Source organism: Streptomyces sp. NPDC033270 (assembly GCF_055576575.1).
In genome coordinates this window covers 46,848-73,498 of record NZ_JBVIRA010000024.1, presented here as the reverse complement: position 1 = coordinate 73,498, position 26,651 = coordinate 46,848, and the positions used below count along the sequence as shown (strand labels likewise).

The following is a 26,651-nucleotide window of genomic DNA, read 5'->3' as shown; positions in this document are numbered from 1 at the left end:
GTCACCCTGCGTACGTCACCCTGGGGGGCGGCGCAGCGGTACGTGCCACACCAGTCTCGTCCCGCCTTCGGCGGGTGCCTCAAGGGTCATTTCGCCGCCCAGGGTCTCTGCCCGTTTGGCCAGGTTGTTCAACCCGCTGCGCCTGCCGTCTCTCGGCATGCCGACACCGTTGTCCTTGACTGCCAGCGTCAGACTCCCGCCGCGGACGACCAGGGATACGTCCACGGCGGTTGCGTGCGCATGCCGTGCGATGTTGCTCAGCGCCTCGCCGAGCACCGCAGGCACCTGCTCGGCGATCTCGGCCGGTACGTCGGTGTCGATGAGCCCCTCCATGTGCAGGGCTGGGGTGAGGCCCAGAGTGCGAGTTGCCTGATCCACCACGGCGACCGTGCGAACACGCAGTCCGTTGGCGGTCCGGGGGGTGTCGTGGGTGCGGAGCCCGAAGATGGTGGACCGGATGATCTTGATCGTCTCGTCCAGATCATCCACCGCCCGCAACAGCCGTTCACTGGCTTCCGGGTGATCGACGAAACGCAGCGCACTCTGCAGCGTCATGCCGGTGGCGAAGAGTCGTTGGATGGCCAGATCGTGCAGGTCGCGGGCGATGCGTTCGTGGTCCTTGAGCAGGGCCAGCTGTTCGGCGCCCTGCCGTTGATCGGCCATCTCCATCGCGAGGGCAGCCTGACCTGCGAATGTCAGCAGCGGTGCGGTCTCCGGCTCGGCGAACGGATCACGACCGTGTAGCCGGGCCAGCAACAGCACCCCGCGCACCCGCTCGCCGGTGATCATCGGAACGGCGACCGCGGGTCCCAGCCCCTTCCAGCGGGGTGGGCCGGTGGTGATGCGGGGATCGTGCTCGACATCGAGGCTGATCAATGGACCTCCGGCCGTGATCGCCGCGCCTGCGAAGGATCCGTGACGGAGAAGAACCAGGTCGCGGTGGGCATCGGCCTCCACGCCGACGGCGAGCGCCACCCTCATGTTGTCGTCGTCGGGCACTGCGAGCACACCGAGGTCGGCGGAGAGGATACGCACGGCGTGGTCCAGGATCTTCTCAAGGACGTTGGTGTCGTCCGCGACGGGCAGCAGACCGGCGACGATCTCACCGTTGGCCTCCAGCCACCGCTGACGATAGCGAGCTTCCTCGTACAGGCGGGCGTGCTCGATGGCCACGCCGGCCGCGACTGCCAGTGTGGACAGCACGGTTTCGTCCGCGGCGTCGAATTCCCCGCCACCCCGTTTCTCCGTGAGGTAGAGATTCCCGAAGACCTCGTCGCGGACCTTGATCGGTACTCCGAGAAACGATCGCATCGGTGGGTGGTGCGGAGGGAATCCGTACGATGCGGGGTGGTCGCTCAGCTCGGCCAGGCGTAGCGGCAGGGGGTGGCGAATCAGCTCACCCAGAATCCCGTGGCCCGCCGGAAGCTTGCCAATGGCCTCGACCTGCTCCTCGGAGATTCCGACAGGCAGGAACTGGGAGAGCCGGGCGTTGGCACCGATCACACCGAGCGCCCCGTATTCGGCGTCCACAAGCGCGACCGCGGCCTCGACGATACGGCGCAGGACCTGTGGCAGCTCCAGCCCCTTGCCCACGGACAGCACCGCTTCGAGCAGCAGGTGGGGCGCTCCACCCTTGCTGCGTTCCACCGCCTGGAGGCGTTCTCGCAACTCTTCCGGCAGCGCACCCAGCTGCCACCGTGTCTCGTCGCCCCGTTCAGCATTCTCGTCACCCACGACGCCCTCCGGCGTGGCCGTCCAGGGGTGCGGCCACACCTCCTACGGTAGTGACCGCGGGCCGGTGGGCACCTTGAAGCAAGGTGGCGCCGTGGGCCGTGCGGTCCCCTCGCAGCCCCCATTGGCTCATTGGCCGAGGACGGAGGGCGCAGCAGGCTCGATGGCGTGGAGCGGGCGTACCGTCGTCCTGAAAGAACGCGGGTGACGAGTGACGATGGGTATATACCGTGGCACTACCCGGGAGAAGGACACCCATGGAGCCGGAAATCATCACCGTTGGGCTCGACGGCTCACCAGAAAGTCTGGCGGCTGCACAGTGGGCGGCTGACGAAGCGGACCGGCGGCAATTCGTGCTGCGACTTCTGCATGCCTGGATACTGCTCGCTGCTGAAGCGGCGGACACACCACCCGATCGCGACCAGAACGCCGGGGCACGGCGGATCGTGCGTCAAGCAGTGGAAGAGGTGCGCGAACGCCATCCGCATCTGCAGATCATCGAGGACCTGGTGGGATCCGAGGCCGAGCCCGCGCTTCTGCGTGCTGCGGACGAGTCGCGGATGGTCGTACTGGGGTCGCGGGCTCTGGGGATGTGGGAGAGCTTTGCGCTCGGCGATGTCAGCCTGGACGTGGTGGGCCGGGCCGAAGGGCCGGTCGTCCTCGTCCGCCGGGGTGCCGGTGCGAAGCCGGAACGCGCTGGGGCCGCGGGCGACCGCGATGGTCCCGGCCCGCGCATCGTCGTCGGAGTGAGCCTCAACGGACCTTGCGATCCACTCCTCGCGTTCGCCTTCGATGCCGCGGTGAGCCGCGGACTTCCGCTGCAGGCCGTACACGGCCGTGCGCTCCCCGTCCACGCCTACGCGCCCTGGGGCGTCGACCCCGATGTCGCGGCGGAAGTCGCCAAGGAGGCGGACGGTGAGCTGCGCGATGCCATCCGTCCGTGGCGGGAGCGCTTCCCCGACGTGCCGGTGGAGCTGACCGTGCTGCCGGAGAGCCCGACCCGGGCCATCGTCCAGACGGCCCCCGGGGCCGAACTTCTGGCAGTCGGCCGTCGGCGGCATCGCCCGCTCCTCGTGCCACGCGTCGGCCCTGTCGCGCACGCCGCCATCCATCACGCGACCTGCCCCGTCGCAGTGGTCCCCCACGACTGAGCGCGTGCATGGCCATGCGCGGCGTACGGCGATCCCGCAGCGGTCCGGCCGCTCAGGCCGGCTCTGTGGGCTGTGTCCGGGTTGCTTGTGAATGCGCCCGCACTCCCTCCAGGTCGTCGTACGCCGTCTGCTGCAATTGCGCGGCCAGATCGCTCATCGCGCGGCTGGCTGCCAGTTCGTCGCCGATTTCCGGGACGTCCACGTCCTCCGGTTTGCACTGGGCCTTGCCGTGCCCGGTAAGCGAGGTGGTACCGGTATCGAGCACCATGCGCGCCTTGGTCGTCCCGGCTTCCTCGAAGAGGTAGAGCCGGACTCCCCACTCTCCGGTCCTGGCCATGATCTGCCTCCCGTGTCAGCGACCTGGCATGGGTCCCGCGCTGTGCGGTGACGCCGCAGCCGCGGGGCGGACCGCCAATGTGTTCGGCGCCCCGCGATGCCACTGTGGGACGAGGCCGCCGCGGGCGGGGAGGGGCTGACCTTCCCTGGGCAGGACCCGACTGGCCCCCCTTGAGTGCGAAGCGCCGGTGGTCTTCGCGTCGTAGGCTTGCTATGCCGGTTCGCGGCATCACCGCTCGTCGTGAGTGAGGCGTGCGATGTCGTCCTCGATGCGTTGGACGAGCGGTCCGACGGCGGCTGCGACCTGCGGTGACAGGCCGGGGCCGAGGCTGGTGTCGGCGGCTTCGACGGCGTAGACGAGCAGCTCTCCGGGCAGCCGGTCCAGTGTGCGGGCGAGCCGGACGGTGTCGCCCAGCGAGAAGCCGTGGGAGCTGATCTCGCCGCGGGGCGCCTGCGGCAGATCGCCATCGAGCCGTAGCCGGTGCACGCGTCCGGGCCGGGCGGGACGGGCGTGCGCGGCGTCCACGACGATGGCCAGGCGGACGCCTTCCCAGGCGCTGATCAACCGCGCCGGATCGCCGTCGGTGCAGGTGAGCCTGGTGCCATGGGGGAGCGGGCGCTGCTTCTCGCGTTGCGCGAGCCCGGCCACGACTGCCCAGCCCACGCCGTCGTCGTGGCGGTAGTCGTTGCCGACACCGGTGACGGCGACCGGTGCGAAGGCGGCGGAATTCTTCATGGCGCCATGAAACTTCCCCTCCGTGGCCAGGCGGCGGCTCTGCTGCAGGTTTGGGGTGCACCCGGGCCCGTCCGGGGGACGGAGGGGGCCGTATGGGCCACTGCGCGGACCGTCGGCAACGCCCCGTACCAGCGCGAGCACATACTGGCCGCGTTGGCATGATCCATGCCGGAAGGCGGGCGATGACGGGCGACGGAACCACCGCGGTGATGGGCACGGACGGGCTGGACGCGTTGATCCGCGTGCTCGCCGCCCGTGGACGTACGGTCATTGGGCCGACCGCACGCGACGGGGCGATCGTGCTGGCCGAGATCGCCGGCGGCGACGAACTGCCGTACGGCTGGGGTGTCGAGCTGGAGGCCGGGCACTACCGGGTGCGGCGTCGCGAAGACGGCGCCGCCTTCGCGCACAGTGCGGGACCGCAGTCGTGGAAGACCTATCTGCATCCGCAGCGAGAGCGGGAGTGGACTGCCGAGCGTGGGGCCGACGGCACGCTGACGGTGACCGTGGACGACCCGCCGGCGCCGTCGTACACCTTTCTCGGGGTGCGCCCCTGCGATCTGCGGGCCATCGCCGTGCAGGACCGGGTACTGGCCGGCGGCCCGCACACCGACAGCCGCTATCGTGCGCGCCGCCAACGGGCTTTCCTGGTGGCCGTGGAGTGTACCGAGCCGGGCGCCACCTGCTTCTGCACGTCGATGGGTGCCGGACCCGCCGTCGACGGCGGCTACGACCTCGCGCTGACCGAGGTGGTCGACGGCGGTGACCATCGGTTCTGGGTGCGAGCCGGCAGCGACGAAGGCGAATCCGTGCTGGCCCAACTCCCGCGCCGGCCCGCCGACGGCGCGACCGTAGCCGCTGCTCAGGCGGGGGTCGTTGAGGCGGCCGACCGTATGGGGCGCAGCATGCCGCCCGTGGACCTCCAGATGCTGATGCGCGGCACGTTGCAGGCCGAACGCTGGAACGATGTCGCCTCGCGCTGCCTGACCTGCGGCAACTGCACCATGGTCTGCCCGACGTGCTTCTGCACCACCGCCGAGGACGTGACCGATCTGACGGGTGACCACGCCGAGCGGTGGCGGCGCTGGGAGTCCTGCTTCGACCTGGAGTTCTCCCATCTGCCGGGCGGTCCGGTACGGGCGACCGGCCACAGCCGCTACCGGCAGTGGGCCACCCACAAGCTCGGCACCTGGTACGACCAGTTCGGCAGCTCGGGCTGTGTCGGGTGCGGTCGGTGCATCGTGTGGTGCCCGGTCGGGATCGACATCACCGAGGAAGCTCACGCCCTCCACCAGGAGCGACAAGCCGCCGCCGGACCGGAGGAGACCACACCATGACGGCCGGCCGGCACGGCTTCCTGGCCGCGCTGCAACCCGGCCACCGCGACCGACTGCTCGGCTTCGCCCACGAGGTGTCCATCCCCGCGGCCCGGCGCATCTTCGACGAGGGCGGCACGGCCGATCGGTTCTGGATCATCCGCTCCGGGCTGGTCGCCCTCGATGTACACGAGCCGGGCCGCGGGGCGATGGTCGTCGAGACCCTGGGCGAGGGTGAACTGCTCGGCTGGTCCTGGCTGTTCGATCCGTACCGATGGCACCTGGGTGCACAGACCCGGAGCGCGGTCGAGGCGTATGAGTTCGACGCGCGGCAGGTCCGTGCCGCCATCGACGAGGATGCGGCATTTGGTCTCGCAGTGACCCGGTGCGTCGCCGCCGTGGCCATCGGCCGACGGCTGCGCGCCGCCCGCACCCGCCTGCTGGATCTGTACGGCCCGGCAGGCGACAAGACGGTGGCGTCCGACGGGGGAGCACCATGACGACCGCTCGCCCGGCACTCGTGCCGCTCCCGTACCGGGTGGTGGGGCGCACGCAGGAGACTCCGGACATCGCCGAGATCGTCCTCGAACCCGTGGCGTCCGAGCTGCCGCCGTTCCGCCCAGGGCAGTTCGCGATGGTGTACGCCTTCGGCGTCGGAGACATCCCGCTGTCGCTGAGCGGCATCGACGGGCAGCGGCTGACCCACACCATCCGAGCGGTCGGTGCGGTCTCCCGGGCTCTGCACGACCTCCGGCCCGGACACACCGCTGGGGTACGAGGTCCGCTGGGGACCGGCTGGGACCTGCCCGCCGACGCCGGGCGTGATCTGCTGATCGTCGCCGGCGGCCTCGGTCTTGCGCCGTTGCGGCCGCTGGTGCGTGACGCGCTTGCCGCACCCCGGCGGTTCGGGCGTCTGAACATCCTGGTCGGCACCCGCACCCCCGGCGACCTGCTCTGCGCCCGGGACATCGACGGTTGGCGGGCGGCCGGTGCCCGTGTCCAGGTCACCGTCGACCGCCCTGATGAACAGTGGCAGGGCGACGTCGGTGTGGTGACCGACCTCCTGGACCGGGCCGAGTTCGATCCAGCCAGCGCAACCGCCTTCATCTGCGGGCCCGAGGTGATGATCCGGGCCACCGCCCGGGACCTCGTCCACCGAGGTCTCGCACCGGACCGGATCCGGGTTTCCCTGGAGCGCACCATGCACTGCGGCACCGGGCACTGTGGCCACTGCCAGCTCGGCCCGCTGCTGCTGTGCCGCGACGGGCCGGTCGTCACCTGGTCCCGGGCCGAACCCCTCCTTGTCGTACGGGAGTTGTGACATGGCGGCGATGTATGAAAGGCGCCCGCAGCTGGCGGTGTGGAAGTTCGCCTCCTGCGACGGCTGCCAGCTCACCCTGCTCGACTGCGAGGACGAACTCCTCGGCATCGCCGAGCGGGTGGAGATCGCCTACTTCCTGGAGGCGTCCAGCGTGCCCGGGCCGGGACCGTACGACCTGTCACTGGTCGAAGGCTCGGTCACGACCGCGCAGGACGCCGAGCGGATCCAGCGGATCCGCGCCGCCTCCCGCCGTCTGGTCACCATCGGCGCCTGCGCGACCGCGGGCGGCGTCCAGGCGTTGCGCAACTACGCCGACGTCGCCGAGTTCCAGGCCGCCGTCTACGCCCGACCGGACTACGTCGACACCCTCGCCACCTCCACCCCCGTCAGCGCACACGTCCCGGTCGACTTCGAACTACGCGGCTGCCCCATCGACCGCGGTCAGCTGATCGAGGTCATCACCGCGTTCCTGGCCGGCCGCACGCCCGATGTGCCCGCCCACAGCGTGTGCTTCGAGTGCAAGCGGCGCGGCACCGTCTGTGTGACCGTCGCGCACGGCACCCCCTGCCTGGGACCGGTCACCCACTCCGGCTGCGGCGCGCTGTGCCCCACCTTCAACAGGGGCTGCTATGGCTGCTTCGGCCCGTCGAACTCGACCAACTTCCCCTCCTTCATCCCGCTGCTGCGCCGTGACGGCATGGACACGCTGGACGTGGTGCGGGTGCTGAGTACGTTCAACACCGCCGCGCCGGAGTTCGAGGCGGCCGCACGGAAGGAACTTTCCGAGTGACCCCCCGCGAATCGAAGGTGCTGCGGGTGGAATCGCTCGCCCGGGTCGAAGGGGAGGGCGCGCTGCATCTGCGCATCCACGACGGCGATGTGGCCGCGGCTCAGCTGAGGATCTACGAACCTCCGCGATTCTTCGAGGCGTTCCTGCGCGGACGCTCCTACACCGAGCCGCCCGACCTCACCTCGCGGGTGTGCGGCATCTGCCCCGTCGCCTACCAGATGAGCGCCTGCCGCGCGGTCGAGGACGCCTGCGGCATCGTCGTGGACGGGCAACTGGCCGCGCTGCGTCGGCTCCTCTACTGCGGTGAGTGGATCGAGAGCCAGACCCTCCACATCTACCTGCTGCACGCCCCCGACTTCCTGGGCGGCGACAGCGTCATCGACCTCGCGCGTACCCACCGCACCGATGTGGAGCGGGGCCTTGGTCTCAAGCAGACCGGCAACGCCATCATGGAACTACTCGGCGGCCGCGCCATCCACCCGGTCAACGTACGACTCGGCGGCTTCCACCGCGTACCGGCCACGTCGGAACTGCGGCCCCTCGCCGAACGGCTGAAGCGCGCCCGGGACGACGCGGAGGCGACCGTGCGCTGGGTCGCCGGCTTCGACTTCCCCGACGCCGGCATCGACACCGAACTGCTCGCACTCGCCGAAACCGGCACCTACGCCATCGACTCCGGGACCCCCACCACGATGGCCGCCCCGAGCTCCGCCGACCTGCCCGCGGACACCGACCGTGCGCTGCCCACCCGTAGCTTCGCGCTTCCCACGTTCCCCGATCATGTCGTCGAGACCCAGGTGCCGCACTCGACCGCCCTGCACTCCCTGCTCGACGGGCGCCGTCACCTCACCGGCTCGCTCGCCCGCTACGCCATCAGCGGCCGCTGGCTACCGCCCGACGTCCTCCAGGTCGCCCAGGAGACCGGACTGGGGGACCCACGAGAGGGCACGGTGTGCCGCAACCCGTATCGCAGCATCGTCGTCCGCGCCGTCGAGGTGCTGTACGCGGTCGGCGAGGCCCTGCGCCTGATCGACGCCTACGAACCTCCGCCCAGCCCCTGTGTCGACGTACCGGCACGGGCAGGAACCGGACATGGTGCGACGGAGGCACCCCGCGGCCTCCTCTACCACCGCTACACCCTCGACCCCCACGGAACTGTTGCCGAGGCCGCCCTCGTCCCGCCGACCGCCCAGAACCAGGCCGCGATCGAACAAGACCTGCGCCGCACGGTGCAAGAACGCCTCGGCGCCGGCAGTCCCCCCACCGACGACGAGCTGACCACCCTGTGCGAACGGGTGATCCGCAATCACGATCCGTGCATCTCCTGTTCCGCGCATTTCCTCGACCTGACCGTCGAACGCCATGCCTGACAGGGCCCACCAGACCTTGCCAGGTCCCACCCGGCCCTACTGGTGGAGCCTCGGGCGAGGCAGGCTCGTGAGCACGGGGCTCCCTCGTGGCGGGAGCCGTACGGAACCGGCCTAGGCGACCCGGAGGGACTGGCCAGATGAGGCACCGCGACGTTGCCGACCTGATGACGCCCAACGCGGTCGCCGTCCAGCCCGGCACCTCGTTCCGGGAGATCGCGCACCTGCTTGATGAGTACGACATCACCGCTGTACCGGTCCTCGACGAGAACGAGCGGCCGGTAGGCGTGGTGTCCGAGGCCGATCTGCTGCGCAGGCAGATCACGAAGCCGGGGCCCGGCACCGCCGAGGCGCTCATGTCGAGCCCGGCCGTGGTGGCGCGGCCCGGGTGGAGCGTGGTTCGGGCCGCCAGGACCATGGAGGAGAAGAAGGTCAAGCGACTGCCAGTGGTCGACGACTCCGGCCGTCTCATCGGGGTGATCAGCCGCAGCGACCTCCTGCAGCTCTTCTTGCGGCGTGACCGTGCCATCCAGGAGGAGATCCTGGAGGACGTGCTGACGCGGACGCTGGGTCTCGCACCGTCCGCCGTCACAGTGGATGTCGCCGGCGGCACGGTGACGCTCAGCGGCACCTTGGAGCGCACATCGCTCGTCCCCATCGCCGTCCGGCTGTGCGAAAGCGTCGACGGCGTGGTCGAGGTGATTGACCGGCTCACGTCGGTACGGGACGACACCGCCACGGAGCGGCAAAAGGAAGTGGAGCCGACCCAGCCGGCATGGGAGCGGACTCAGGAAGGAGAGGGAGCATGAGCAGCCACGACGTGTACGAACCGGTGGTGGTGGGGGTTTCCCGCTCCGCGACGGCTCAGAGAGCAGTGGACTGGGCGGCGGATGCCGCAGCCAGGCGGGGTCGGCCGTTGTGCTTGGTACATGCTCAGGAGTGGCCTGCCGGCGCCGCCCCGAAAGACCGGCACGACTCACCGGACCAGGCATGGGCATCGCACTTCCGGGCTACCGGGCAGTCGCTGCTGGAGGGCTTCCGGGAGTCGACGGAGATGCGGGTGCCGGGGCTGCAGATCATCACGCGGGTGCTCGACGGACGCCCGGCAGCCGTTCTTCGTGACGTCGCCGAGGACGCCTCCCTGCTGGTGGTCGGTGCTCATCGGGTGTCCGGGCCGGGCGAGGCCTTCACCTTCGGCGGGGTGGGACCGGCGCTCGTCGGGCATCCTCCGTGCCCGGTCGTGCTCGCGCTGGAGCCGACGCACGCGGGCGCACCCTCCGGGCCCGTCATGGTGGGGGTGGACGGGTCCGCGGCCTCGGCCCCTGCGGTGTCGTTCGCCTTCGAGGAGGCGGCGGCGTGCGGTGCGGAACTGCTGGCGGTGCAGGTACGGCGACCGCGCTACGGCGACTGGCCCGAGGACCTGCAGGAGTCCTATATCGATGTCTCCGAGGCGCTCGCCGGCTGGCCGGAGAAGTACCCGCAGGTCGCGGTGCGGCACGAGGTGCTGATGGGAAGCCCGGCGGTGAAGCTGGCCGAGGCGGCCGCGGCCGCACGCTGTCTGGTGGTGGGATCACGCGGGGTGGGCGGTTTCCGCGGCATGGTGCTCGGTTCGACCAGCCGCACCCTCTCGCACTTGGCGCCCGGCCCGCTGGTGGTCGTCCCGCGGGAGGCTGTGTGACAGCGGACCCCACGCGACCTCACAGAGGCGCGCCCTGGGTACGTTCGACCAGGAACTGAGTACAACCGTCCAGGGTGGTCAGGCGAGGCGTGTCCTCGTCGTCGATACGGATTCCGGTGCGCCTACTGAGGATCTCGATAAAGCTCAGAAAGTCCAGTGAGTCCATTTCGAGGGCGTCCCTGAACGTGCTGTCGGGCCTTAGCGCGCCGACGTCGGCTCCCGGGATAACCTGCTCGATGGCGTCCCGCACCACGTCCAGTGCCTCGTCGCGATTCATAGCTCCTCCGGATGCTGCAAAAGACGGTCGACGACCGTCAGAAAGCGGGCGCCAGTGACACCGTCGGTCGCCCGGTGGTCAGCGGACAGGGTGGCCGTGACCTGGGGGTGCACTCCGAGCATTCCGTCCGCGGCACACGGCCGCTCGACGACGCGGCCGAAGCCGACCAGCGCCACCTGGGGCGGATAGATCACACCGAAGACGGTCTCCACGCCCTGATCGCCGAGGCTGGTGACGGTGAGCGTCGCCTCGGACACTTCGGAGCCGCGCAGCCGGCCGCCGCGGGCGCGGCCAACCAGGTCCTTCAACTGGGACATCAGCTGCGTGAGGCCGAGGCCGTCGGCGTCGCGCAGGGCGGGCGCGACGAGTCCGCCGCCGCGCAGCGACACGGCAACTCCGAGGTGTACGCCGTCGCCCGGCGTGAAATGGTCCTCGTTCCAGAATCCGTTGAGGTCCGGTACTTCCCGAGCCGCCAGCGCTGTCGCCTTCAGGAGCAGGGCTGCGGGCAGCAGCCGTTCGTCGAGCGCGGCGCGCCGGTTGTGTGCGTGCAACCAGTCCATCGCCGCGGCCATGTCGACCGTCGTGGCCAGGTAGTAGTGCGGCACCTCGCGGTTCGCGCGTGCCATGAGCCCGGCGATCGCCCGGCGTGCGCCAGCCGAGTCGCCTCGGGGAGGCTGGGTGGGAGAAGGGCGGCGGGCAGGGGAGGGCACAGGCGGGGCACCCTCGGCGGCCCTGCGCACGTCCGCAGCCCGGATGACGCCGCGCCGACCGCTGCCCGTCAAAGAAGCCAGGTCGACGGCGAGTTCGGCGGCCAGCCGCCGGGCGAGCGGACTTGCCCGTACGCGCGGCGGCCGGGACACGGAGCCGACGGCCAGGTCGATGTCGGTACGGGTGATGCGCCCGCCAGGTCCGGAACCGTGGAGCGTCTGCAGATCGATACCGCTCCGCTCGGCAAGATGCCGGATCAGCGGTCCGGCCTCGGCGGGTCCGCCGCCGGCGGACGGGGGAGCGGCTTGGGGTACGGCTGCCGTCTCCAGCGGCGCCGTGGTTCGCCCGGTCCGTGCGGCCACACCGGCCTTCTTCGGAGGTGCGGCAGCCTCTTTCCCTCCACCGTGCTTTTTGGGCCGGGACTTGGGCGACACCGGTTCGATGAGTGCGAGCGGTGCGCCCACCGGTACCGTTGTGCCCGGCTCCACGAGCAGCCGGCTCACCGTGCCGGTCTCGAAGCACTCCACCTCGACCGCGGACTTCGCCGTCTCGACGACCGCGACCGGGTCCCCCCTGGCCACCTGATCGCCGGGCCCCACCAGCCATTCCTGGAGTACTCCCTCGTCCATGTCGGCGCCGAGCGAGGGCATCACGAACTCGGCCATGTCAGTCCACCGCCCGGTATGCCGCCGCGACGATGTCGGCGGTCTGCGGGAGCGCGGCTTCCTCAAGCTGCCGGGCGTACGGAATAGGCACTTCCGCACTGCAGACGCGCTCCACCGGTGCGTCCAGCTCGTAGAAGGAGCGCTCGGTGATCCGAGCGGACACCTCAGCCGCCAGACTGCCGGTGCGCCATGCCTCGTCCACGATCACCACCCGGTGGGTACGGGCCACAGAGGAAGCCAGGGCCGCGTTGTCCAGCGGTCGCAGGGTCCGTAGATCGATCACTTCGGCGCTGAGCCCTTCGGCGGCCAGCTCGTCCGCCGCGGCCAGGGCCTTCGGCAACGATCCGCCGTACGTGATGACGGAGAGATCGGTGCCGGCCCTCCGGACCGCGGCGTGGTCGAGATCCGAGGCGTCGTCGGGAGCCGGGCTGAGCGAGCCGGTGGCGTTGTACAGGCTGCCGTGCTCGAAGAGCAGCACCGGGTCGGGGTCGGCGAGCGCGGAGGCGAGCATGTACCGGGCATCGTCGATGGTGGCCGGAGCCAGTACGCGGATGCCCGGGATGTGCGCGTACCAGCCCTCCAGGCTGTGCGAGTGCTGGGCGGCCAACTGCCGCCCGGCGCCGGTGGTCATCCGGATCACCAAGGGGACCGCGAGCTGGCCGCCGGACATGTGCAGCAATGTGGCGGCGTTGTTGAGGATCTGATCGAGGGCGAGCAGGCTGAAGTTCACGGTCATGATCTCGACGATGGGCCGCATCCCGTTGAGGGCGGCCCCGATGCCGGCGCCCACGAAAGCGGACTCCGACAGCGGGGTGTCGCGAACGCGCTCCGGGCCGAACTCCTCCAGCAGGCCGAGACTGACGCCGAAGCAGCCGCCGTACCATCCGACGTCCTCACCCATCAGAAAGACCCGGTCATCGCTGCGCAACGCCTCTCGCAGCGCCTCGCGCAGGGCTTCCCGGTACGTCGTTTCCGGCTCCTTCGTGCGCTCGGCGGTGTCCACCATCGTCATCCCACCTCCGCGGCTCCTCCGGTCACGTGGCGCGTCAGGTCTTCGACCAGTTCCTGCGGCGCACGCTCCGCCGCCTCGACCGCACGGTCGAGCTCGTCGCTCACCCGGCTCTCCGTCGCCGCGAGCTCGGAATCGTCCAGCTCGCCGTCCTCCCGCATGCGTCCCGTGAGCCTGTCGAGTGGGTCCTGCTGCTTCCACCGCTCGATTTCCGCCTTGTCGCGATAGCGGTCGGGGTCGTACATGGAGTGCGCGCGGAAGCGGTAGGTACGCATTTCGAGGAAGTGCGGCCCGGAGCCGCCCCTGATCGCCTCCGTGGCCCGCTGCGCGGCACGCTCGACGGCCTCGACGTCCATACCGTCAACGGCCCAGGCCACCATGCCGTACGACCCGGCGCGCATGGCCAGGTCGGTCTGCGCCTCGTGCCGCTCCACGGCCGTGCCCATGGCATAGAGGTTGTTCTCACAGATGAGCAGCAGAGGCAGGCCCCAGAGCGCAGCCAGGTTCGCCGTTTCGTGGAACTCTCCTTCGGCGAAGGCGCCGTCGCCGAAGAAGCAGCAGGTGACCCGCGGCAGCCCGCGCAGGTGATCGGCGAGTGCCAGCCCGGCGGCCAGCGGGATACCGCCGGCCACGATGGCGTTGCCGCCGTAGAACCGCCGGGCAGCGTCGAACAGGTGCATGGAGCCGCCACGCCCTCCGCTACAGCCGGTGGTCCTGCCGTACATCTCCGCCATCACCGCCTCGGCGGGGATGCCGCGGGCGAGTGCGTGGCCGTGTTCCCGGTAGGTGGAGACGACGGCGTCGTCCGCTGTCAGCGCCTCGTTGATGCCGCAGGCGACGGCCTCCTCCCCGATGTAGAGATGGACGAAGCCGCGGATCTTCGTGGCGCTGTAGAGCTCGACGCAGCGTTCCTCGAACCGGCGGATGCGCAGCATGGCTGTCAGCAGGGCGGCGCGGTGTTCACCGCGGCTTGCACGAGCCGTCGGCGCAGCGGTCCGCTGACCTGCCCTGGCCCGGGACGCGTTGGCTGTGGCATGTGCGTCGCCGAGGCCGCTCGGCGTCCGGCGGCTACGGGTTGTGCGGGAAGTGCTCATGCCGATTCCTCCAGGGTGGAGAGGTCGCCGGCAGGCAGGCCGAGTTCGCGGGAACGCAGCAGACGCCGCATCACCTTGCCGCTGCGGGTCTTGGGCAGGTTCTGTTCGAAGTCGATCTCTTTGGGAGCAACGGCGGGGCCGAGCCGCCGACGGGCAAAGCCCAGCAATTCGCGCTTCAGCGCCGGCGTCGCGGAGTTTCCCGGGCGCAGCGACACGAATGCCTTGACCACGTTCCCGGCGACGGGGTCGGGCCGGCCGATCACTCCGGCCTCGGCCACGGCCGGATGTTCCATCAGTGCGCTCTCCACCTCGAACGGCCCGATCAGGTGGCCCGCCGACTTGATGACGTCATCGGCCCGGCCGACGAACCAGTACCAGCCGTCCTTGTCCCGCCTGACCAGGTCTCCCGTCAGGTACCAGCCGTCGGCGAAGGCAGCCGCGTAGCGCCGCTCGTCATGCAGGTACCCGCGGAACATCGATGGCCATCCCGGACGCAGGGCCAGTTCCCCTTCCTCGTCCGGCTGTTCCAGAACGGTCACCCGGCCGTCGGCCACCAGGGCACGGCCGTCCTCAGCACGCTTCAGGACCGCCGCTTCCATGCCGGGCAGCGGACGTCCCATCGAGCCTGGCCGGATCTCGCACGCCGCATAATTGGCGATCATGATGCAGCCGGTCTCCGTCTGCCACCAGTTGTCGTGGATGGGCAGCCCGAGAACCTCCTGGCCCCACACGATGGCCTCGGGGTTGAGGGGTTCACCGACCGAGGCGATGAAGCGCAGCGCCGACAGGTCATAGGAAGCCGGCAGGTCGTGCGGTCCCTGCCGCGGCGTCGCGCGCATCAGCATGCGGAGCGCGGTGGGCGCCGTGTACCAGACGGTTACCCGCTGCTCGGCGAGAATCCGGTACCAGCGCCTGGTGTCAAAGTCTCCCTCGTCGACCACGAGCGTCACCCCGTGAGCGAGCGGGGCGATGATGCCGTACGACATACCAGTGACCCAACCGGGATCGGCGGTGCACCAGTAGACGTCATCGGGGTGCAGATCGAGTGCGGTGGCAGCGGTGGCGTGGTGGGCGACGACGGCATCGTGCACGTGGACCGCCCCTTTGGGGGCGCCGGTGGTCCCGCTGGTGAAGTGCAGCAGGGCAGGCGTTTCCGGTGGTGTGGGAGGGACGCTGAAGCTGTCCGGGGCGGCGGCCATCAAGGCGTCGAACGAGGACACTTCCGGCCGGTCTTCGGCTCCTGGTCCCACGATCAGGACGTAGTCCAGGCCGGGCAGTTCAGCCCGGCGGTCGGCGATCTTGCGGCGGTACAGATCCGCCGTGGTCACCAGCACCCGCCCGTCACCGAGCTGGAGACGCTGCGCTGCCGGGTCGGGGCCGAACGCGGAGAAGAGCGGGCACAGGACGCTGGTGTTCTTCAGCGTGCCCAGTACGGTCGTGTACAGCTCGGGGCAGCGGCCGAGCAGCGTGAAGACCCGGTCACCGCGGCCCACACCGAGTGACCGCAGCACCTGAGCGAAGCGCGCCGTGCGGCGCTTCAGCTCGGCGTAGGTGACGGAGGTAAGTGAGTCGTCACGTCCGATGCAGCGCAGGGCCACCTTGTCGCTCTGAGTGGCCGCGTGCCGGTCGACGGCCTCGTACGCCATGTTCAGCCCGCCGCTGGGAAGCCCTGTCAAGGCATCCCTCGCCCGCGACCAGGTGAATTCGTCCCGCGCCCGGTCGTAGTCGGTGAGGTTGGGGGTGGCGCGCGCCGCGGCGGCATCCTTGCGGATCGTGTCCCAGACCATGGCGGTTCCCTTCGGCGCGGGGCCTCCTTCCACGGTCGTCCAGGAGCGGCACTTCTGCATTGGGCCGAAGGGCCCGAGCCCGGGCCGGTAGGACCGGGCGTGGTCGAGGCGCACTCTCGCACTCGCCCCTCAGGCTGGCGCTGTGCGGGCCACGAGGCTCTCCTTTGCGTACCGACCTTGTTTCTCATTTGTGCGTATGTCTACATAAAGCTGAATATGGTGCTCTCGGATAGGCTGCTGTCGTAGGGAGAGCGGTGACGGTCGGAGTGCTGCTTGACCTCATGCCGAAGCGATGAGCGGCGCACGCGGCCGACTTGCCGGACGCTGGTCCGGCAAGTCCCCGCTGCAAAGTCGAGAAAGCTGCGGTAGTCCACATGACGACACCTTCCAGAGCAAACCGTCCGGTCGTCGTCGGCGTGGAATCCCATGTTCACTACCGAGTGCCACTGGCCTGGGCCGCGGACGAGGCGGAGCGTCGGCGCCTGCCGCTCGTAGTGGTACACGCACACGGAATGCCCACACCGGCAGGTGCCGAAGGCCATCTGCCCTCCTGGCAGCAGTGGCGGCACGCCGAGCGCGGGACGGCGGAGAACACCCTCGCCGAGGCTGTCGCCTTTGCCGAGTCGCGTCATCCGAACCTTTCCGTCAGCGGTCTGCTGGCCGAGGGCGAACCTTCCTGGGTTCTGCGCGAGCAGGGCGAGCGAGCGGCGATGATCGTGCTCGGCACTCGTTTCCTCTCGGCCCGGCAGGAACTCTTCACCTCCACGTCCGTGGCGCTTCCCGTGATGGCCCATGCGCGGTGCCCCGTGGTGGTGGTACGGGAATGGGAGCACGCCCTTGAGGAGAACCCGTTCCTCGTCGTCGGTGTCGACGGCAGCACGGCTTCGCAAGCCGCCGTGGACTTCGCGTTTGAAGAGGCCGCGCTGCGACGCGCCCGGCTGCGCGCCGTGTCGATGTGGCAGCGTCCGCTGCTCGGCGTTCTCGACGAAGACGCGGCGCTGGGGGAGTGCCGGTCGGTGCTCTACGAAGCGGTCGCGGGGCGACAGCAAAGCCATCCGGACGTCGACCTGCACCATGAGGTGGCGACAGGTCACCCTGTGGAAGTCCTGGTCCGGGAATCGCGGCACGCCCTCGCACTGGTGACGGGCACTCGGGGGCTGGGTGGCTTCGCCGGGATGCTTCTGGGCTCGGTGAGTCAGGGGGTTCTGCACCACGCACAGTGCCCGATCGTCACCGTCCCGCGCCCGGCTGGGCATCCCTGATCGCCGTGACGGCGGAACTCAGATTCGTGGCACGACCGCGACCGGGCACGAGGAATGATGCAGAACGGCGAATATGACGGGACCGAGAAGCATCGGTATGCGCTCCATTCGACGCCCGACCACCAGTAGACCCGCTTGCGAGCAGGCCCCCAGTAGTACCGGTGCGACTCTGCCCCGCTGCACATGCTCGATGACGTGGACGGCGGGGAACTTGGCCCGCCACGGCGCCAGGACGTCAGCGAGCTTCCTCTCTTCACCGGCCGCGGCCTCGTCGTCCTCCGGCGAAGGAATGGGGGCGGTGGGGACGACGTCCATGACCGGGGGTTCCCAAGCCCGTACGGCGCGCACGCTCGCATGATGGGCCTCAGCGGCCGCGAACGCGAATTCCAACACTGCCTCACCGTGGGTCCCGGCCTCCTGGGTGCCGACCACGATCTCGGGCTTCCCGTAGGCAGCGGCTTCGCCGTCGCGCACGGTGACGACCGGGCACTGTGCGTGGCCCAGAACCTGCAGGCTGATCGAGCCGAGCAGGAAGCCGGCGATGGCGCCGTGCCCGCGTGAACCGAGCACCAGTAGCGCGGCCTGCCCACTGCGGTCCACCAACACATCCACCGCGTGCTCGGCGACCTGTTCGGTCGTCACCGATATGCCCGGATGGAGTTCCAGCGCCGTGGCCTCGGCGGCGTCGAGCACCTCGGCTCCGTAACGCCTCTTGCTCGCGGCTTCCTGAGCGACGGGGATGTTCCGGGGCTGGGAGACCCAGGAATGCAGGAGGTGAAGCGAGAGGCCTCGGGCTGCTGCTTCCTCGGCGCCCCAGCGCACTGCTGGGACACTGCTCCCGGTCCCGTCCAGTCCTACGACAACAGAGCCGCCCATGACGCACCTCCGCGCAGTCAGGGCTGAGGGTGCAACCTTCGTCGTTACCAGCATCGGGGCAGCACTGGAGCGGTCCCATGGGCCGATCGGGCACACCAAGGGACATGTGGCTCGCCGGGATACCGGCGACGCGGCTGTACTCGTCTCGGGCAGGTGCGACAGGCCGGCCTGTTTCGGGGACCTTCGGCCCATCGTTTTCCCGCCCCGCATCAGGTGAGCCTGGAGGAGCAGGAACGTCCGCAGCGAGGAGGTGCCATGACGCGGCAAGCACGCAGACCGGCCGTCTCGTCGGCCGGAGACCTGAGCCGGCTCTCGCCGTCATGGAGCACCTCGTCCCGTGGGCAAGGCGCACCGCGTGGCACGCATGCCGGATGCAAGCCGAGGCCGTAGGCGGGCGGTCATGCCGGTTCGCATCCGTGCGCGCGCTCCCCGTGAGAAGGACACTGCACCGGGGGCGCCCACCACCGGACCGGCCGAGGTCCAGCAGCTGTCGTCCGCCGGTCTCTGGGAGGCGTTGAAGACCTCACCAGGAGGTCTCACCGTCGAGGAGGCGACACGGCGACGCGCACGATGGGGGCGGAACGAATTCCCGCATTCCCCCGCCGGGGCGCGTGGCGCCAGATCGCCGCCCAGTTCACCGACCTCTTCGCCTTGCTGCTGCTCCTTGCGTCCGCAACCACCTTCCTCATCTACCTGGTGGGTCGCCCCCAGGACACCGGCACCTTGCAACTCGCCGTCGCGATTCTGTGCGTCGTGGTGCTGAACGCCTCCATCGGTTTCGCCCAGGAGTACTCCGCCGAACGCACCTCTCAGTCCCTGCAGGCGATGGTCCCGCACAGATGCCGCGTACTACGGGCAGGGGAGCCAAGTGACGTCGCGGTTGTCGAGATGGTTCCCGGGGACGTGGTGCTCCTGGAATCCGGGGACGCGGTGCCTGCGGACTGCCGCCTGGTAGAGGCCCATGACCTCACCGTGAACAACGCGGCACTGACGGGCGAGAGTGCCCCCGTGATCCGTAGCGCGGAACCGGCTGTCGCGGGCCCGCCGCTCCGGGCCCGCAACTGTGTCTTCATGGGCACCGACGTCATTTCGGGAACTGCCCGGGCCGTGACGTTCGCTACCGGACCCGCCACCGAGTTCGGACGCATTTTCAAACTGGCCGCGGCTGCCCCACGGCAGAAGACCCCGCTCCAGCACCAGGTCGCCGCCATGGCTCGCCGCGTAGCCGGCACGGCCCTGGCGATCGGTGGGCTGCTGTTCGCCGTGCGCCTGCCTGCGGGGGAGAGCGTGGCAGGGTCCTTCGTCTTCGCACTCGGAGTGATGGTCGCCCTCGTACCGGAAGGGCTGCCGGCCACCCTGTCGGTGTCCCTGGCGATCGGGGTGCGACGCATGGCACGCTGTCATGCCCTGGTGAAGAAGTTGCTGGCAGTCGAGGCACTCGGGTCCACCACCGTGGTGTGCACGGACAAGACCGGCACCCTCACCCAGGCGGAAATGACCGTCGCGCGGATCTGGGCCGGTGGCAGGTTCCACCTCGTATCAGGGGTGGGGTATGCGCCCGTAGGAGAGGTCCAGGAGCCCGCAGGCGTCCAGCAGTTGCTGCTCAGCGCCGTGCGATGCAGCAACGCCCGGCTTCTCCGACCGCAGGGAGGCGAGCGCTGGCGGGTCCTGGGGGACACCACCGAAGGTGCCCTGCTGGTCGCTGCCGTCAAGGCGGGGGTGGATCTGGCGATGGACGAAGCCGAGGCACCCCGGACCGCGGAGTACCCATTCGACGCCACCCGGAAGCTGATGAGCACAGTGACAGTGAACGGGACCTCGTCAGGCGGCTACGAGGTCCACGTCAAAGGGGCCTCCCGAGCGGTCCTCGCGTGCTGTAGCGACATCGCGTGGCAGGGCCGCATCAGGCCGCTCGACGAGCCCTGCCGCAAGGTGGTCGACAGGGCGGATGACGAACTTGCTTCCCAAGGCCTGCGGGTCCTGGCAGTGGCGCGGCGCTCGGTGTCCGCGCCGCAGCCAGGACGTCAGGAGGCGGAGTCACGGCTGACCTTTCTGGGTTTGGCCGGCATGCTCGATCCGCCCAGGCCCGAGGTCAGTTCGGCGGTCTCCTCCTGTCGCCGGGCAGGCATCCGCATCATCATGCTCACAGGCGACCACCCACTGACCGCCGAAGCGGTCGCCCGCCGTGTCGGCATCGTGCGACACCCGCACCCGATCGTGGTGACCGGGACCGAACTGGACGGACTGGATGCCGCCGGCCTGGAGGCCCTGCTCGCCCGCTCCGGCGAGCTTCTGCTCTGCCGAGTGAGCCCCGAACACAAAATGCGGGTGGTCACCGCCTTGCAGCGGCGCGGCGAGGTGGTCGCGGTCACCGGTGACGGTGCGAACGACGCGCCCGCACTCAAACACGCGGACATCGGCGTGGCCATGGGCGCCTCCGGCACCGACGTGGCGCGGGAAGCCGCGGTGATGGTCCTGCTGGACGATTCATTCGCCTCCATCGCCACCGCCGTTCGCCTCGGCCGAGCGGTCTACCGGAACATCCGGAAGTTTCTCATCTACCTCTTCAGTCACAACATCGCCGAACTCGTCCCCATCCTCGCCGCCACGTTCGTGGGCTTCCCCCTCGTCCCCATCACGGCGGTGCAGATCCTCGCGATCGACCTGGGATCCGATGTGCTGCCCGCTTTGGCGCTCGGAGCCGAACCACCCGAACGCGACGTGATGGACCGCCCGCCAAGGCCACCGCGCGAACCGCTCTTCTCCCCCGCTGTGCTGGGCCGCATTCTGTTCCTCGGCGGCATCCAGGCCGCAGGAGTGTGCGCGGTGTTCTTCTGGCACATCAACGCCGCCGGCGTGCCGTACGCCGACTTCACGTCCGACGACCCCACCTACCGCAAAGCCATCACGCTGGTGCAGGCAGGGATCGTGGTGAGCCAGTTCTTCAACGCGCTCGCGGTGCGCACCGAACGCGAGGGCATTGCCCGAGCCGGACTGCTCAGCAACCCTTGGTTGCTGGCCGCAGGTGCCTTCGGCATCGCCATGATGGCGGTGATCAGCTATCTCCCGCCCTTGCAGGAGGTCTTCCACACCGCACCGTTGAACGCCGCCGACTGGGCGGTGCTGACCGCATTCGGCGCGCTTCTGCTGGCTGCCGACGAAGGGCGCAAGGCGTGGCTGCGCCGACGCACCGCCACAGCCCAAGGAGGACCGCCATGAAAGTGCTCATCGCCGGGTGCGGTCGGACAGGCGCCGCGCTCGCCGTACGGCTGTCGGCAGAGAAGCACGACGTACGGCTCATTGATCACGACTCGCGGGCACAGAGCCAGCTGCCTCCAGGCTTCCCCGGTCGCTTCCGTACCGGCAATGCCTTCAGCCGGCCGACCCTGGAAGCGTCGGGCATCGAGGAGGCCGACGCTTTTGTCGCCGTCACGTCCAGCGACAACACCAACATCGTCAGTGCACGGACCGCCAAGGAGACCTACCGCGTACCCTCGGTCATGGCTCGCATCTACGATCCCCGACGCGCCGACATCTACCGAGAACTCGGCATCCCGACCGTCGCCACCGTGCGGTGGACGGTCTCGCGGATCCACCAGATGCTGCTGCACCGCGAACTGTCGCCCGAATTCGCCTTCGGCAACGGGGAGACCCTCCTCGTGCGCTCCCCGCTTCCGCCGTATCTCAACGGACGGCGGCTGTCAGAATTCGACGTCGACGGCGAGATCCGCGTCGTCGAAGTGACCCGAGCGGGACGCTCGTTCCTTCCCGTGCACAGCACACCGGCCGAGCCCGACGACCTGGTCACCTTCGCCGTGGACGCGACCGCCCTGAGCCGGCTCCGTGGCTTCCTGAACAAGGAGTGGGGAACATGAGAGCGCTCATCGCCGGCGCGGGCCGCCTGGGCACGCAGATCGCGCAGGTCCTGGCCGCCGCCCACAACGACGTCACCCTCATCGACATCGACCCCGACCGGGTCGCCGAAATCAGCGGCAGCATTCCCGTGCCCATGAGGGTGGGAGACGCCTGCGCTCCCGACTTCCTGGAGGCCGCGGGCGTCCGCGGTGCCGATCTGATCATTGCCGCGACGGGGCGGGACGACGACAACCTCGTCATCAGCCTTCTGGCAAAGCGACAGTTCGCCGTGCCCCGGGTCGCGGCCAGGGTCAACGATGGAGAAAACGCCTGGATGTTCACTTCCCACTGGGGCGTGGACATCGCTGTCCCCGCCGCCACTCCTCTCATCTCCCTGATCGAGGAGGCCACCGGAGCGACCGACACCGTCGCGCTGCTGCGCCTGAGCAAGGCAGGCGTCGAGGTGATAGAGACCGTGATCACCTCGCGGTCGCGCACGGCGGGCGCCACGCTCTCGGGCATCGGACTGCCCAACGGGACCGTCATCGCAACCGTGATACGCGACGGTCGGCCGACCGCTCCCGATCCGGACATGCGATTGCGCCCGGGCGACGAGGTTCTGCTGGTGTCCCACCACGCGACGGAGCAGGACGTCCAAGCAGCCTTCCAGTGAGCGGCACGGGGGCGGCGGGATGGTCCGCGGCTGAAAATGGGGCCGGTCGGCCCCTAGCCGGAGCCCGATCGGTTCTCCTCTGCAGTGTCGGTGTGAGCTTTACTGAAGGTGACGAGGAGGACATGGAGACGCGGAGCAGCGGAGCGAAACCGTGCACCGCGCAATCAGGGCCCGCGAGAAGTGGGCAGTCCTCCTCGCCTCTGTGCGCCCGGAGGGCAGGCGCCGTGGACCGCCTCCTCATGCGCGAGGCACCGGTGCGTCGGAAGCTGGTGGGAGAGCACGAGCGCGCACGGCGGTGCCGGGAGCGCCGGCCGGATGTCGCATCGCGGAGGTAGCCATGAGCAGCCAACCGACGGAGAGCGGTCGCATCGTCGTCGGGGTCGATGGATCGGAATCCTCCAAAGAGGCCCTGCGCTGGGCAGTACGTCAGGCGGAGCTGACCCACTGCGGCGTCAACGCGGTGATCGCCTGGGAGTACCCGCCGCTGTACGGCTCGATCGGCTGGCTCGATGCGCCGCAGTCCATCGCGGGGGACATGAAGGTGTGGGCGGGCCAAGCACTCGACGACGCCATCAGGGAGGTCGTGAAGACGGGCGACGCTTCGCGGGTCAAGGCAACCGTGGCGTACGGAACGGCCGCTGCGGTGCTGCTGGACGCTGCGCGGGACGCCTCTCTTCTGGTCGTCGGCAGCCGCGGGCATGGTGGCTTCAGCGGGGCGCTGCTGGGATCGGTCAGCCAGCACTGCACCCAGCACGCTCCGTGTCCGGTCGTCGTTGTCCGGGGGCGGGACCGGTGAGAACCGGCGGGTGAGCAGGGAGTCCGACGGTTCCTCTTGCGCACCGTGGCGCTGCAGAACCGGTCCTTCCTTGTGTTCTCCGAAAATCGCGGTGGCTGTCCGGCCCGTTGCATCCCCTGTCCTGGGGCCTTTCGGCCCACCACATTGCTCCGAACAGCCCCTGCCCCGGTCATCGTCCGCGTGGGCAGGCTGGTGATGGCCGCCAAGGCAAGGCCGGCGGCCGCACGTCGCCGGCCGGGACCCGGGAGAGACAGCCATGACCACTACGCCATTGCTCCACGTGCTTCCTCCCGACGGACGCGAACGTCTGATGGGCTTCGCCAGCGAGGTGTCGTTCCCGGAGGGGACGCGGATCTTCGAAGAAGGCCAGCCCGCCGACAGGTTCTGGATCGTCCGCACGGGTTCGGTCTATCTCGACATTCAGGTGGCAGGCCGGCGGCCGGCGGTCGTCGAGTCGCTGGGGCACGGCGACCTGCTGGGATGGTCATGGTTGCTGCCCCCGTACGCCTGGCGGATGGGCGCGGAGGCATTCACCCCCGTGCGGGCATACGAATTCGATGCGACGGGGGTACGCGCGCTGTGCGAAGCGGACCCGGTCCTCGGCCTGGCCGTGACCCGCCGGGTCCTCGACGTGGTCGCCCGTCGGCTTCAGGCCACGCGGCTTCGTCTGCTCGACATGTGCGCCCCTGGGGCGAGCACCATGCCGGCCCCGCAGTGAAGAGGCCCGTGCCCCGCGATGACGGCGTGCCCCGACGACCGCTTCATGAGAGCCGAGCGGCCCCACCGCGCGGTTCCTTCCGGCCCTGCTGTCCGACGGCTCACCGTGCGACGTTGACGGAGAAGGCACTTCTGCAGTGATCTGAGAGGCGGTGGGGATGATGGTGGGCCCCCTGGTCGTCGGCGTGGACGGTTCGGACGGGAGTTTCCGCGCGCTCGACTGGGCGGCGGACGAGGCCGCGCTCCACGACCTGCCGCTGCGTCTGGTGTACGCCTCCCGCTGGGAGCGTTACGAGGGGACGGCGCTCGTGCTGAACCTCGAACGTCCTGCCGGACAGGTGCTCGCCGACAACATCGTCGGTGCCGCGGCTGAACGTGCCGCACTGCGGCACGCGGACCTCGACGTCGCCACGCAGGTTCTGGGCGACGACCCGGAGACCATGCTGCTGCGGGAGGGACAGAGCGCGTCCGCGGTGATCGTGGGGTCGCGTGGACGCGGAGCGTTCACCGGTCTGTTGCTGGGCTCGGTGGGTCTCGCTGTGGCAGCCCGAGCCCACTGCCCGGTGATCGTCGTGCGCGGTGACAAGGCGGGACTGGAAGGCACACACGAGCGCATACTGTTTGGCGTCGGTGACTCCGCCAAAGGCTCGGAAGCAGTGCGGTTCGCCTTCCGGGAGGCCGAGGCTCGTGGCTGCGCACTCGATGCCATACGTGCCTGGCGCTGCCCCGCGCACGAGACCGCCGACCATCCGCTGCTCGCTGGAGATCCGGAGCGATACCACGCGGAGCGCGCGTCGGCCGCACTGAGCGAGGGGATCGATGAGGAATCCGGCGAGCATCCGGCGGTGCGGGTACGCCGTGCCGCGGTCGAGGGGCCGGCGCACAAGGTGCTGGTGCACCGCTCCGCCGCCGCGGATCTGCTGGTGATCGGAGCGCAACGCCGGCAGGGCCATCTTGGGCTGCAGCTGGGGCGGGTGGCGCACGCCGCTCTGCATCATGCGGCGTGTCCTGTGGCGGTCGTGCCGCAGTCGGTGTGAAGGACCCGTCGGCGCGGCATCCGGGGGCGGAGCGGGCACCTTTGCCGTGGTGTCCCAGGCTCCTCCTCGCGGTGTCCTCGCCATGCCTTAGAGGGAGGACACCCATGCGAGTCCGTGACGTGATGCGGACACCGGCGGTGACGGTCTCATCCGCCGCCACGCTGGCAGAGACGGCGCAGCGGATGCGGGAGCGCACCGTGGGGTGCGTGGTCGTGGTGTCCGGCGAGACGGCCATCGGGGTCGTCACCGACCGGGACCTGACCGTGCGGGGGCTCGCTGTGGGGATGCGCACGACCGCACCCGTCGCCGATGTGATGACGGCCCCGGCCATCACCGTCCAGGCGGGCGACGACGTCGACGAGGCATACCACACCATGCGCCGGGCGGGCGTCCGCAGGCTCCCCGTGGTGGAGAGGGGCCGGGTCACGGGCCTGGTGGCGCTGGACGACCTGCTGATGGACGTGTCGCGGCGCATCGGCGAGCTGCTGGAGCCCCTCTCGTGGTGCGCGCTGGCCGAGCCGCCCGGGCCACCCGGGCGGCCTCCCCCAGCAGACGAAGTGTCCCGGCGCACCCCTGCGCCGGGACAATCAATCCCCACCATCACGACGAACCCTCACCGCACGGAATCCTCACCATGACGACGTCGCTTTCGATGACGCGTGGGTACCCATGACCCGGATCCAACGGCCGGTGATCCGAGTCGGATGAATCGCGATCCACTGGTGGCGGCCGTCTCCGACCCAGGGGGCGGTGTGCGCGTGCTCCTCCAATCGACGGGACTCGTAGGAGTTGGTGACCACGTGGGCGCGCCCCACCACCAGGACGCTCCACCCCTGACTGAAGGCGTCATCTATGTGATCGACCTCCAGAGCCACCTCTTGGCCGGCTGCCGCGGCCGGCCCGGCTTCCGGAGCGGTGCGGTAGGCGATCAACTCATCTGCGACGGTGTAGTTCACCGGAAAGATGGCCGGTGCATCTTCGAGGGTCACCGCTATTCGGCCGACACCATGAGAGGACAGCCGCTCGCGGCACTCCGCGGGGCTGAGAACCAGAACCTCGGGATGAGCCGCGGCCTTTCCGAATCCCGCCGGCAGGGCCATCGTTCCTCCCACCAGCTCGGACACCGTGGTATCCAGCGCACCGGCGAGCCGCAGCAGGAATCCGACGTCTGGTTCGGCAGCACTCTCCTCCACGTACTGGAGGTACCCCGGCGAGGCAGCGGCCCGGGTGGCGACCTCCTCACGGGTCAGTCCCAGCTCCTGCCTGCGGAACGTGACCCGCCGCCCCAGGTCACTGCCCGTCCAGGCGGTTTCCGAGCCGGAGCCGGTCTCGTGGTTCGTCATCGTGTCCACATCCCTTTGTGATCCCGGAGGGGGCGGGACCTCGTCCCGAGAGGACCGCTCCGGGCTCGCGACGGACGCATGCGTTCAAGGTCGCCCTCGCCGTGCACGAAGCGGACGAGGTGCCGT

26 protein-coding genes and 1 pseudogene are annotated in these 26,651 nt (G+C 69.7%); 17 read left to right on the top strand and 10 right to left on the bottom strand.

Annotated features, from left to right (window positions below; genetic code table 11):
- Positions 1–15 precede the first annotated feature (15 nt).
- Entirely contained in the window at positions 16–1,734 is a 1,719-nt protein-coding gene (locus tag ACZ5XZ_RS29045; RefSeq protein ID WP_468983177.1) for a sensor histidine kinase, read from the bottom strand.
- A gap of 254 nt (positions 1,735–1,988) precedes the next feature.
- On the opposite strand from ACZ5XZ_RS29045, the gene ACZ5XZ_RS29040 reads away from it, so the two are divergent.
- Positions 1,989–2,882: a universal stress protein gene (locus ACZ5XZ_RS29040; RefSeq protein ID WP_468983176.1), complete on the top strand. Its 894-nt coding sequence runs from the start codon at positions 1,989–1,991 to the stop codon at positions 2,880–2,882.
- 52 nt (positions 2,883–2,934) lie between these two features.
- Here the strand turns inward: ACZ5XZ_RS29040 and ACZ5XZ_RS29035 are convergent, their stop codons facing one another.
- Both ACZ5XZ_RS29035 and ACZ5XZ_RS29030 read right to left on the bottom strand, forming a co-directional pair.
- Positions 2,935–3,219, bottom strand: coding sequence for a DUF1876 domain-containing protein (locus ACZ5XZ_RS29035; protein WP_430975343.1), 285 nt, complete (start codon positions 3,217–3,219; stop codon positions 2,935–2,937).
- Between the two features lie 228 nt (positions 3,220–3,447).
- On the bottom strand, positions 3,448–3,954 hold the full coding sequence (locus ACZ5XZ_RS29030; protein ID WP_468983172.1) for a hydrogenase maturation protease: 507 nt from the start codon (positions 3,952–3,954) through the stop codon (positions 3,448–3,450).
- A 182-nt stretch (positions 3,955–4,136) separates the two neighbouring features.
- Between ACZ5XZ_RS29030 and ACZ5XZ_RS29025 the strand changes: the two genes are divergently transcribed.
- The 7 genes from ACZ5XZ_RS29025 to ACZ5XZ_RS28995 all read left to right on the top strand — a co-directional run bounded on the left by ACZ5XZ_RS29025 (position 4,137) and on the right by ACZ5XZ_RS28995 (position 10,426).
- Positions 4,137–5,291 carry a 4Fe-4S dicluster domain-containing protein gene (locus tag ACZ5XZ_RS29025; protein WP_468983170.1) on the top strand — a complete coding sequence of 385 codons (1,155 nt, stop codon included), beginning with the start codon at positions 4,137–4,139 and terminating at the stop codon, positions 5,289–5,291.
- Positions 5,288–5,770, top strand: a complete 483-nt coding sequence (locus ACZ5XZ_RS29020; protein ID WP_468983167.1) for a cyclic nucleotide-binding domain-containing protein — start codon at positions 5,288–5,290, stop codon at positions 5,768–5,770. The genes ACZ5XZ_RS29025 and ACZ5XZ_RS29020 overlap by 4 nt, the downstream gene beginning before the upstream one ends.
- On the top strand, positions 5,767–6,591 hold the full coding sequence (locus ACZ5XZ_RS29015; protein ID WP_468983164.1) for an FAD/NAD(P)-binding protein: 825 nt from the start codon (positions 5,767–5,769) through the stop codon (positions 6,589–6,591). The genes ACZ5XZ_RS29020 and ACZ5XZ_RS29015 overlap by 4 nt, the downstream gene beginning before the upstream one ends.
- A 10-nt stretch (positions 6,592–6,601) precedes the next feature.
- Positions 6,602–7,381: an NADH-quinone oxidoreductase subunit B family protein gene (locus ACZ5XZ_RS29010; RefSeq protein WP_468983161.1), complete on the top strand. Its 780-nt coding sequence runs from the start codon at positions 6,602–6,604 to the stop codon at positions 7,379–7,381.
- Positions 7,378–8,751 carry a Ni/Fe hydrogenase subunit alpha gene (locus tag ACZ5XZ_RS29005; protein WP_468983159.1) on the top strand — a complete coding sequence of 458 codons (1,374 nt, stop codon included), beginning with the start codon at positions 7,378–7,380 and terminating at the stop codon, positions 8,749–8,751. Before ACZ5XZ_RS29010 ends, ACZ5XZ_RS29005 begins: the two co-directional genes overlap by 4 nt.
- A gap of 137 nt (positions 8,752–8,888) precedes the next feature.
- Complete coding sequence (locus ACZ5XZ_RS29000; protein ID WP_468983156.1) at positions 8,889–9,557, top strand: CBS domain-containing protein; 669 nt, start codon at positions 8,889–8,891, stop codon at positions 9,555–9,557.
- Positions 9,554–10,426, top strand: coding sequence for a universal stress protein (locus ACZ5XZ_RS28995; RefSeq protein WP_468983153.1), 873 nt, complete (start codon positions 9,554–9,556; stop codon positions 10,424–10,426). The genes ACZ5XZ_RS29000 and ACZ5XZ_RS28995 overlap by 4 nt, the downstream gene beginning before the upstream one ends.
- 19 nt (positions 10,427–10,445) lie before the next feature.
- On the opposite strand, the gene ACZ5XZ_RS28990 is transcribed toward ACZ5XZ_RS28995, so the two are convergent.
- From ACZ5XZ_RS28990 to acsA, 5 genes are all read right to left on the bottom strand, one after another.
- Positions 10,446–10,703: an acyl carrier protein gene (locus ACZ5XZ_RS28990; RefSeq protein WP_468983150.1), complete on the bottom strand. Its 258-nt coding sequence runs from the start codon at positions 10,701–10,703 to the stop codon at positions 10,446–10,448.
- Positions 10,700–12,076: a 2-oxo acid dehydrogenase subunit E2 gene (locus ACZ5XZ_RS28985; RefSeq protein WP_468983148.1), complete on the bottom strand. Its 1,377-nt coding sequence runs from the start codon at positions 12,074–12,076 to the stop codon at positions 10,700–10,702. Before ACZ5XZ_RS28985 ends, ACZ5XZ_RS28990 begins: the two co-directional genes overlap by 4 nt.
- A 1-nt stretch (position 12,077) precedes the next feature.
- Positions 12,078–13,082, bottom strand: a complete 1,005-nt coding sequence (locus tag ACZ5XZ_RS28980) for an alpha-ketoacid dehydrogenase subunit beta (protein ID WP_468983317.1) — start codon at positions 13,080–13,082, stop codon at positions 12,078–12,080.
- Between the two features lie 2 nt (positions 13,083–13,084).
- Positions 13,085–14,020: a pyruvate dehydrogenase (acetyl-transferring) E1 component subunit alpha gene (pdhA, locus tag ACZ5XZ_RS28975; protein WP_468983145.1), complete on the bottom strand. Its 936-nt coding sequence runs from the start codon at positions 14,018–14,020 to the stop codon at positions 13,085–13,087.
- Between the two features lie 155 nt (positions 14,021–14,175).
- Positions 14,176–15,966, bottom strand: a complete 1,791-nt coding sequence (gene acsA, locus ACZ5XZ_RS28970) for an acetate--CoA ligase (protein ID WP_468983143.1) — start codon at positions 15,964–15,966, stop codon at positions 14,176–14,178.
- A 374-nt stretch (positions 15,967–16,340) separates the two neighbouring features.
- Between acsA and ACZ5XZ_RS28965 the strand changes: the two genes are divergently transcribed.
- On the top strand, positions 16,341–17,228 hold the full coding sequence (locus ACZ5XZ_RS28965) for a universal stress protein (RefSeq protein ID WP_468983140.1): 888 nt from the start codon (positions 16,341–16,343) through the stop codon (positions 17,226–17,228).
- A gap of 18 nt (positions 17,229–17,246) precedes the next feature.
- Here ACZ5XZ_RS28965 and ACZ5XZ_RS28960 read toward each other — a convergent pair whose 3' ends face one another.
- A complete protein-coding gene (locus ACZ5XZ_RS28960; RefSeq protein WP_468983138.1) occupies positions 17,247–18,104 on the bottom strand; it encodes a universal stress protein in 858 nt (285 codons plus the stop codon).
- 364 nt (positions 18,105–18,468) lie between these two features.
- On the opposite strand from ACZ5XZ_RS28960, the pseudogene ACZ5XZ_RS28955 reads away from it, so the two are divergent.
- From ACZ5XZ_RS28955 to ACZ5XZ_RS28920, 8 genes and pseudogenes are all read left to right on the top strand, one after another.
- Positions 18,469–18,651: pseudogene (locus tag ACZ5XZ_RS28955) on the top strand (hypothetical protein); the annotation flags it as partial.
- Positions 18,652–18,674: 23 nt separating this feature from the next.
- Entirely contained in the window at positions 18,675–21,323 is a 2,649-nt protein-coding gene (locus ACZ5XZ_RS28950) for a cation-translocating P-type ATPase (RefSeq protein WP_468983135.1), read from the top strand.
- Positions 21,320–21,979: a potassium channel family protein gene (locus tag ACZ5XZ_RS28945; RefSeq protein ID WP_468983132.1), complete on the top strand. Its 660-nt coding sequence runs from the start codon at positions 21,320–21,322 to the stop codon at positions 21,977–21,979. The genes ACZ5XZ_RS28950 and ACZ5XZ_RS28945 overlap by 4 nt, the downstream gene beginning before the upstream one ends.
- Entirely contained in the window at positions 21,976–22,632 is a 657-nt protein-coding gene (locus ACZ5XZ_RS28940; RefSeq protein WP_468983129.1) for a potassium channel family protein, read from the top strand. The genes ACZ5XZ_RS28945 and ACZ5XZ_RS28940 overlap by 4 nt, the downstream gene beginning before the upstream one ends.
- A gap of 337 nt (positions 22,633–22,969) precedes the next feature.
- Complete coding sequence (locus tag ACZ5XZ_RS28935) at positions 22,970–23,428, top strand: universal stress protein (RefSeq protein WP_468983127.1); 459 nt, start codon at positions 22,970–22,972, stop codon at positions 23,426–23,428.
- Between the two features lie 256 nt (positions 23,429–23,684).
- Positions 23,685–24,146: a Crp/Fnr family transcriptional regulator gene (locus tag ACZ5XZ_RS28930; protein ID WP_468983125.1), complete on the top strand. Its 462-nt coding sequence runs from the start codon at positions 23,685–23,687 to the stop codon at positions 24,144–24,146.
- 157 nt (positions 24,147–24,303) lie between these two features.
- The gene (locus ACZ5XZ_RS28925; protein WP_468983123.1) at positions 24,304–25,182 is read left to right on the top strand and encodes a universal stress protein; all 879 of its coding nucleotides are present in this window, start codon (positions 24,304–24,306) and stop codon (positions 25,180–25,182) included.
- A 104-nt stretch (positions 25,183–25,286) separates the two neighbouring features.
- On the top strand, positions 25,287–25,820 hold the full coding sequence (locus tag ACZ5XZ_RS28920) for a CBS domain-containing protein (RefSeq protein ID WP_468983122.1): 534 nt from the start codon (positions 25,287–25,289) through the stop codon (positions 25,818–25,820).
- Here the strand turns inward: ACZ5XZ_RS28920 and ACZ5XZ_RS28915 are convergent.
- Positions 25,812–26,525 carry a helix-turn-helix domain-containing protein gene (locus ACZ5XZ_RS28915; protein WP_468983120.1) on the bottom strand — a complete coding sequence of 238 codons (714 nt, stop codon included), beginning with the start codon at positions 26,523–26,525 and terminating at the stop codon, positions 25,812–25,814. The two genes, ACZ5XZ_RS28920 and ACZ5XZ_RS28915, sit on opposite strands and share 9 nt — an antisense overlap.
- Between the last annotated feature and the right edge of the window lie 126 nt (positions 26,526–26,651).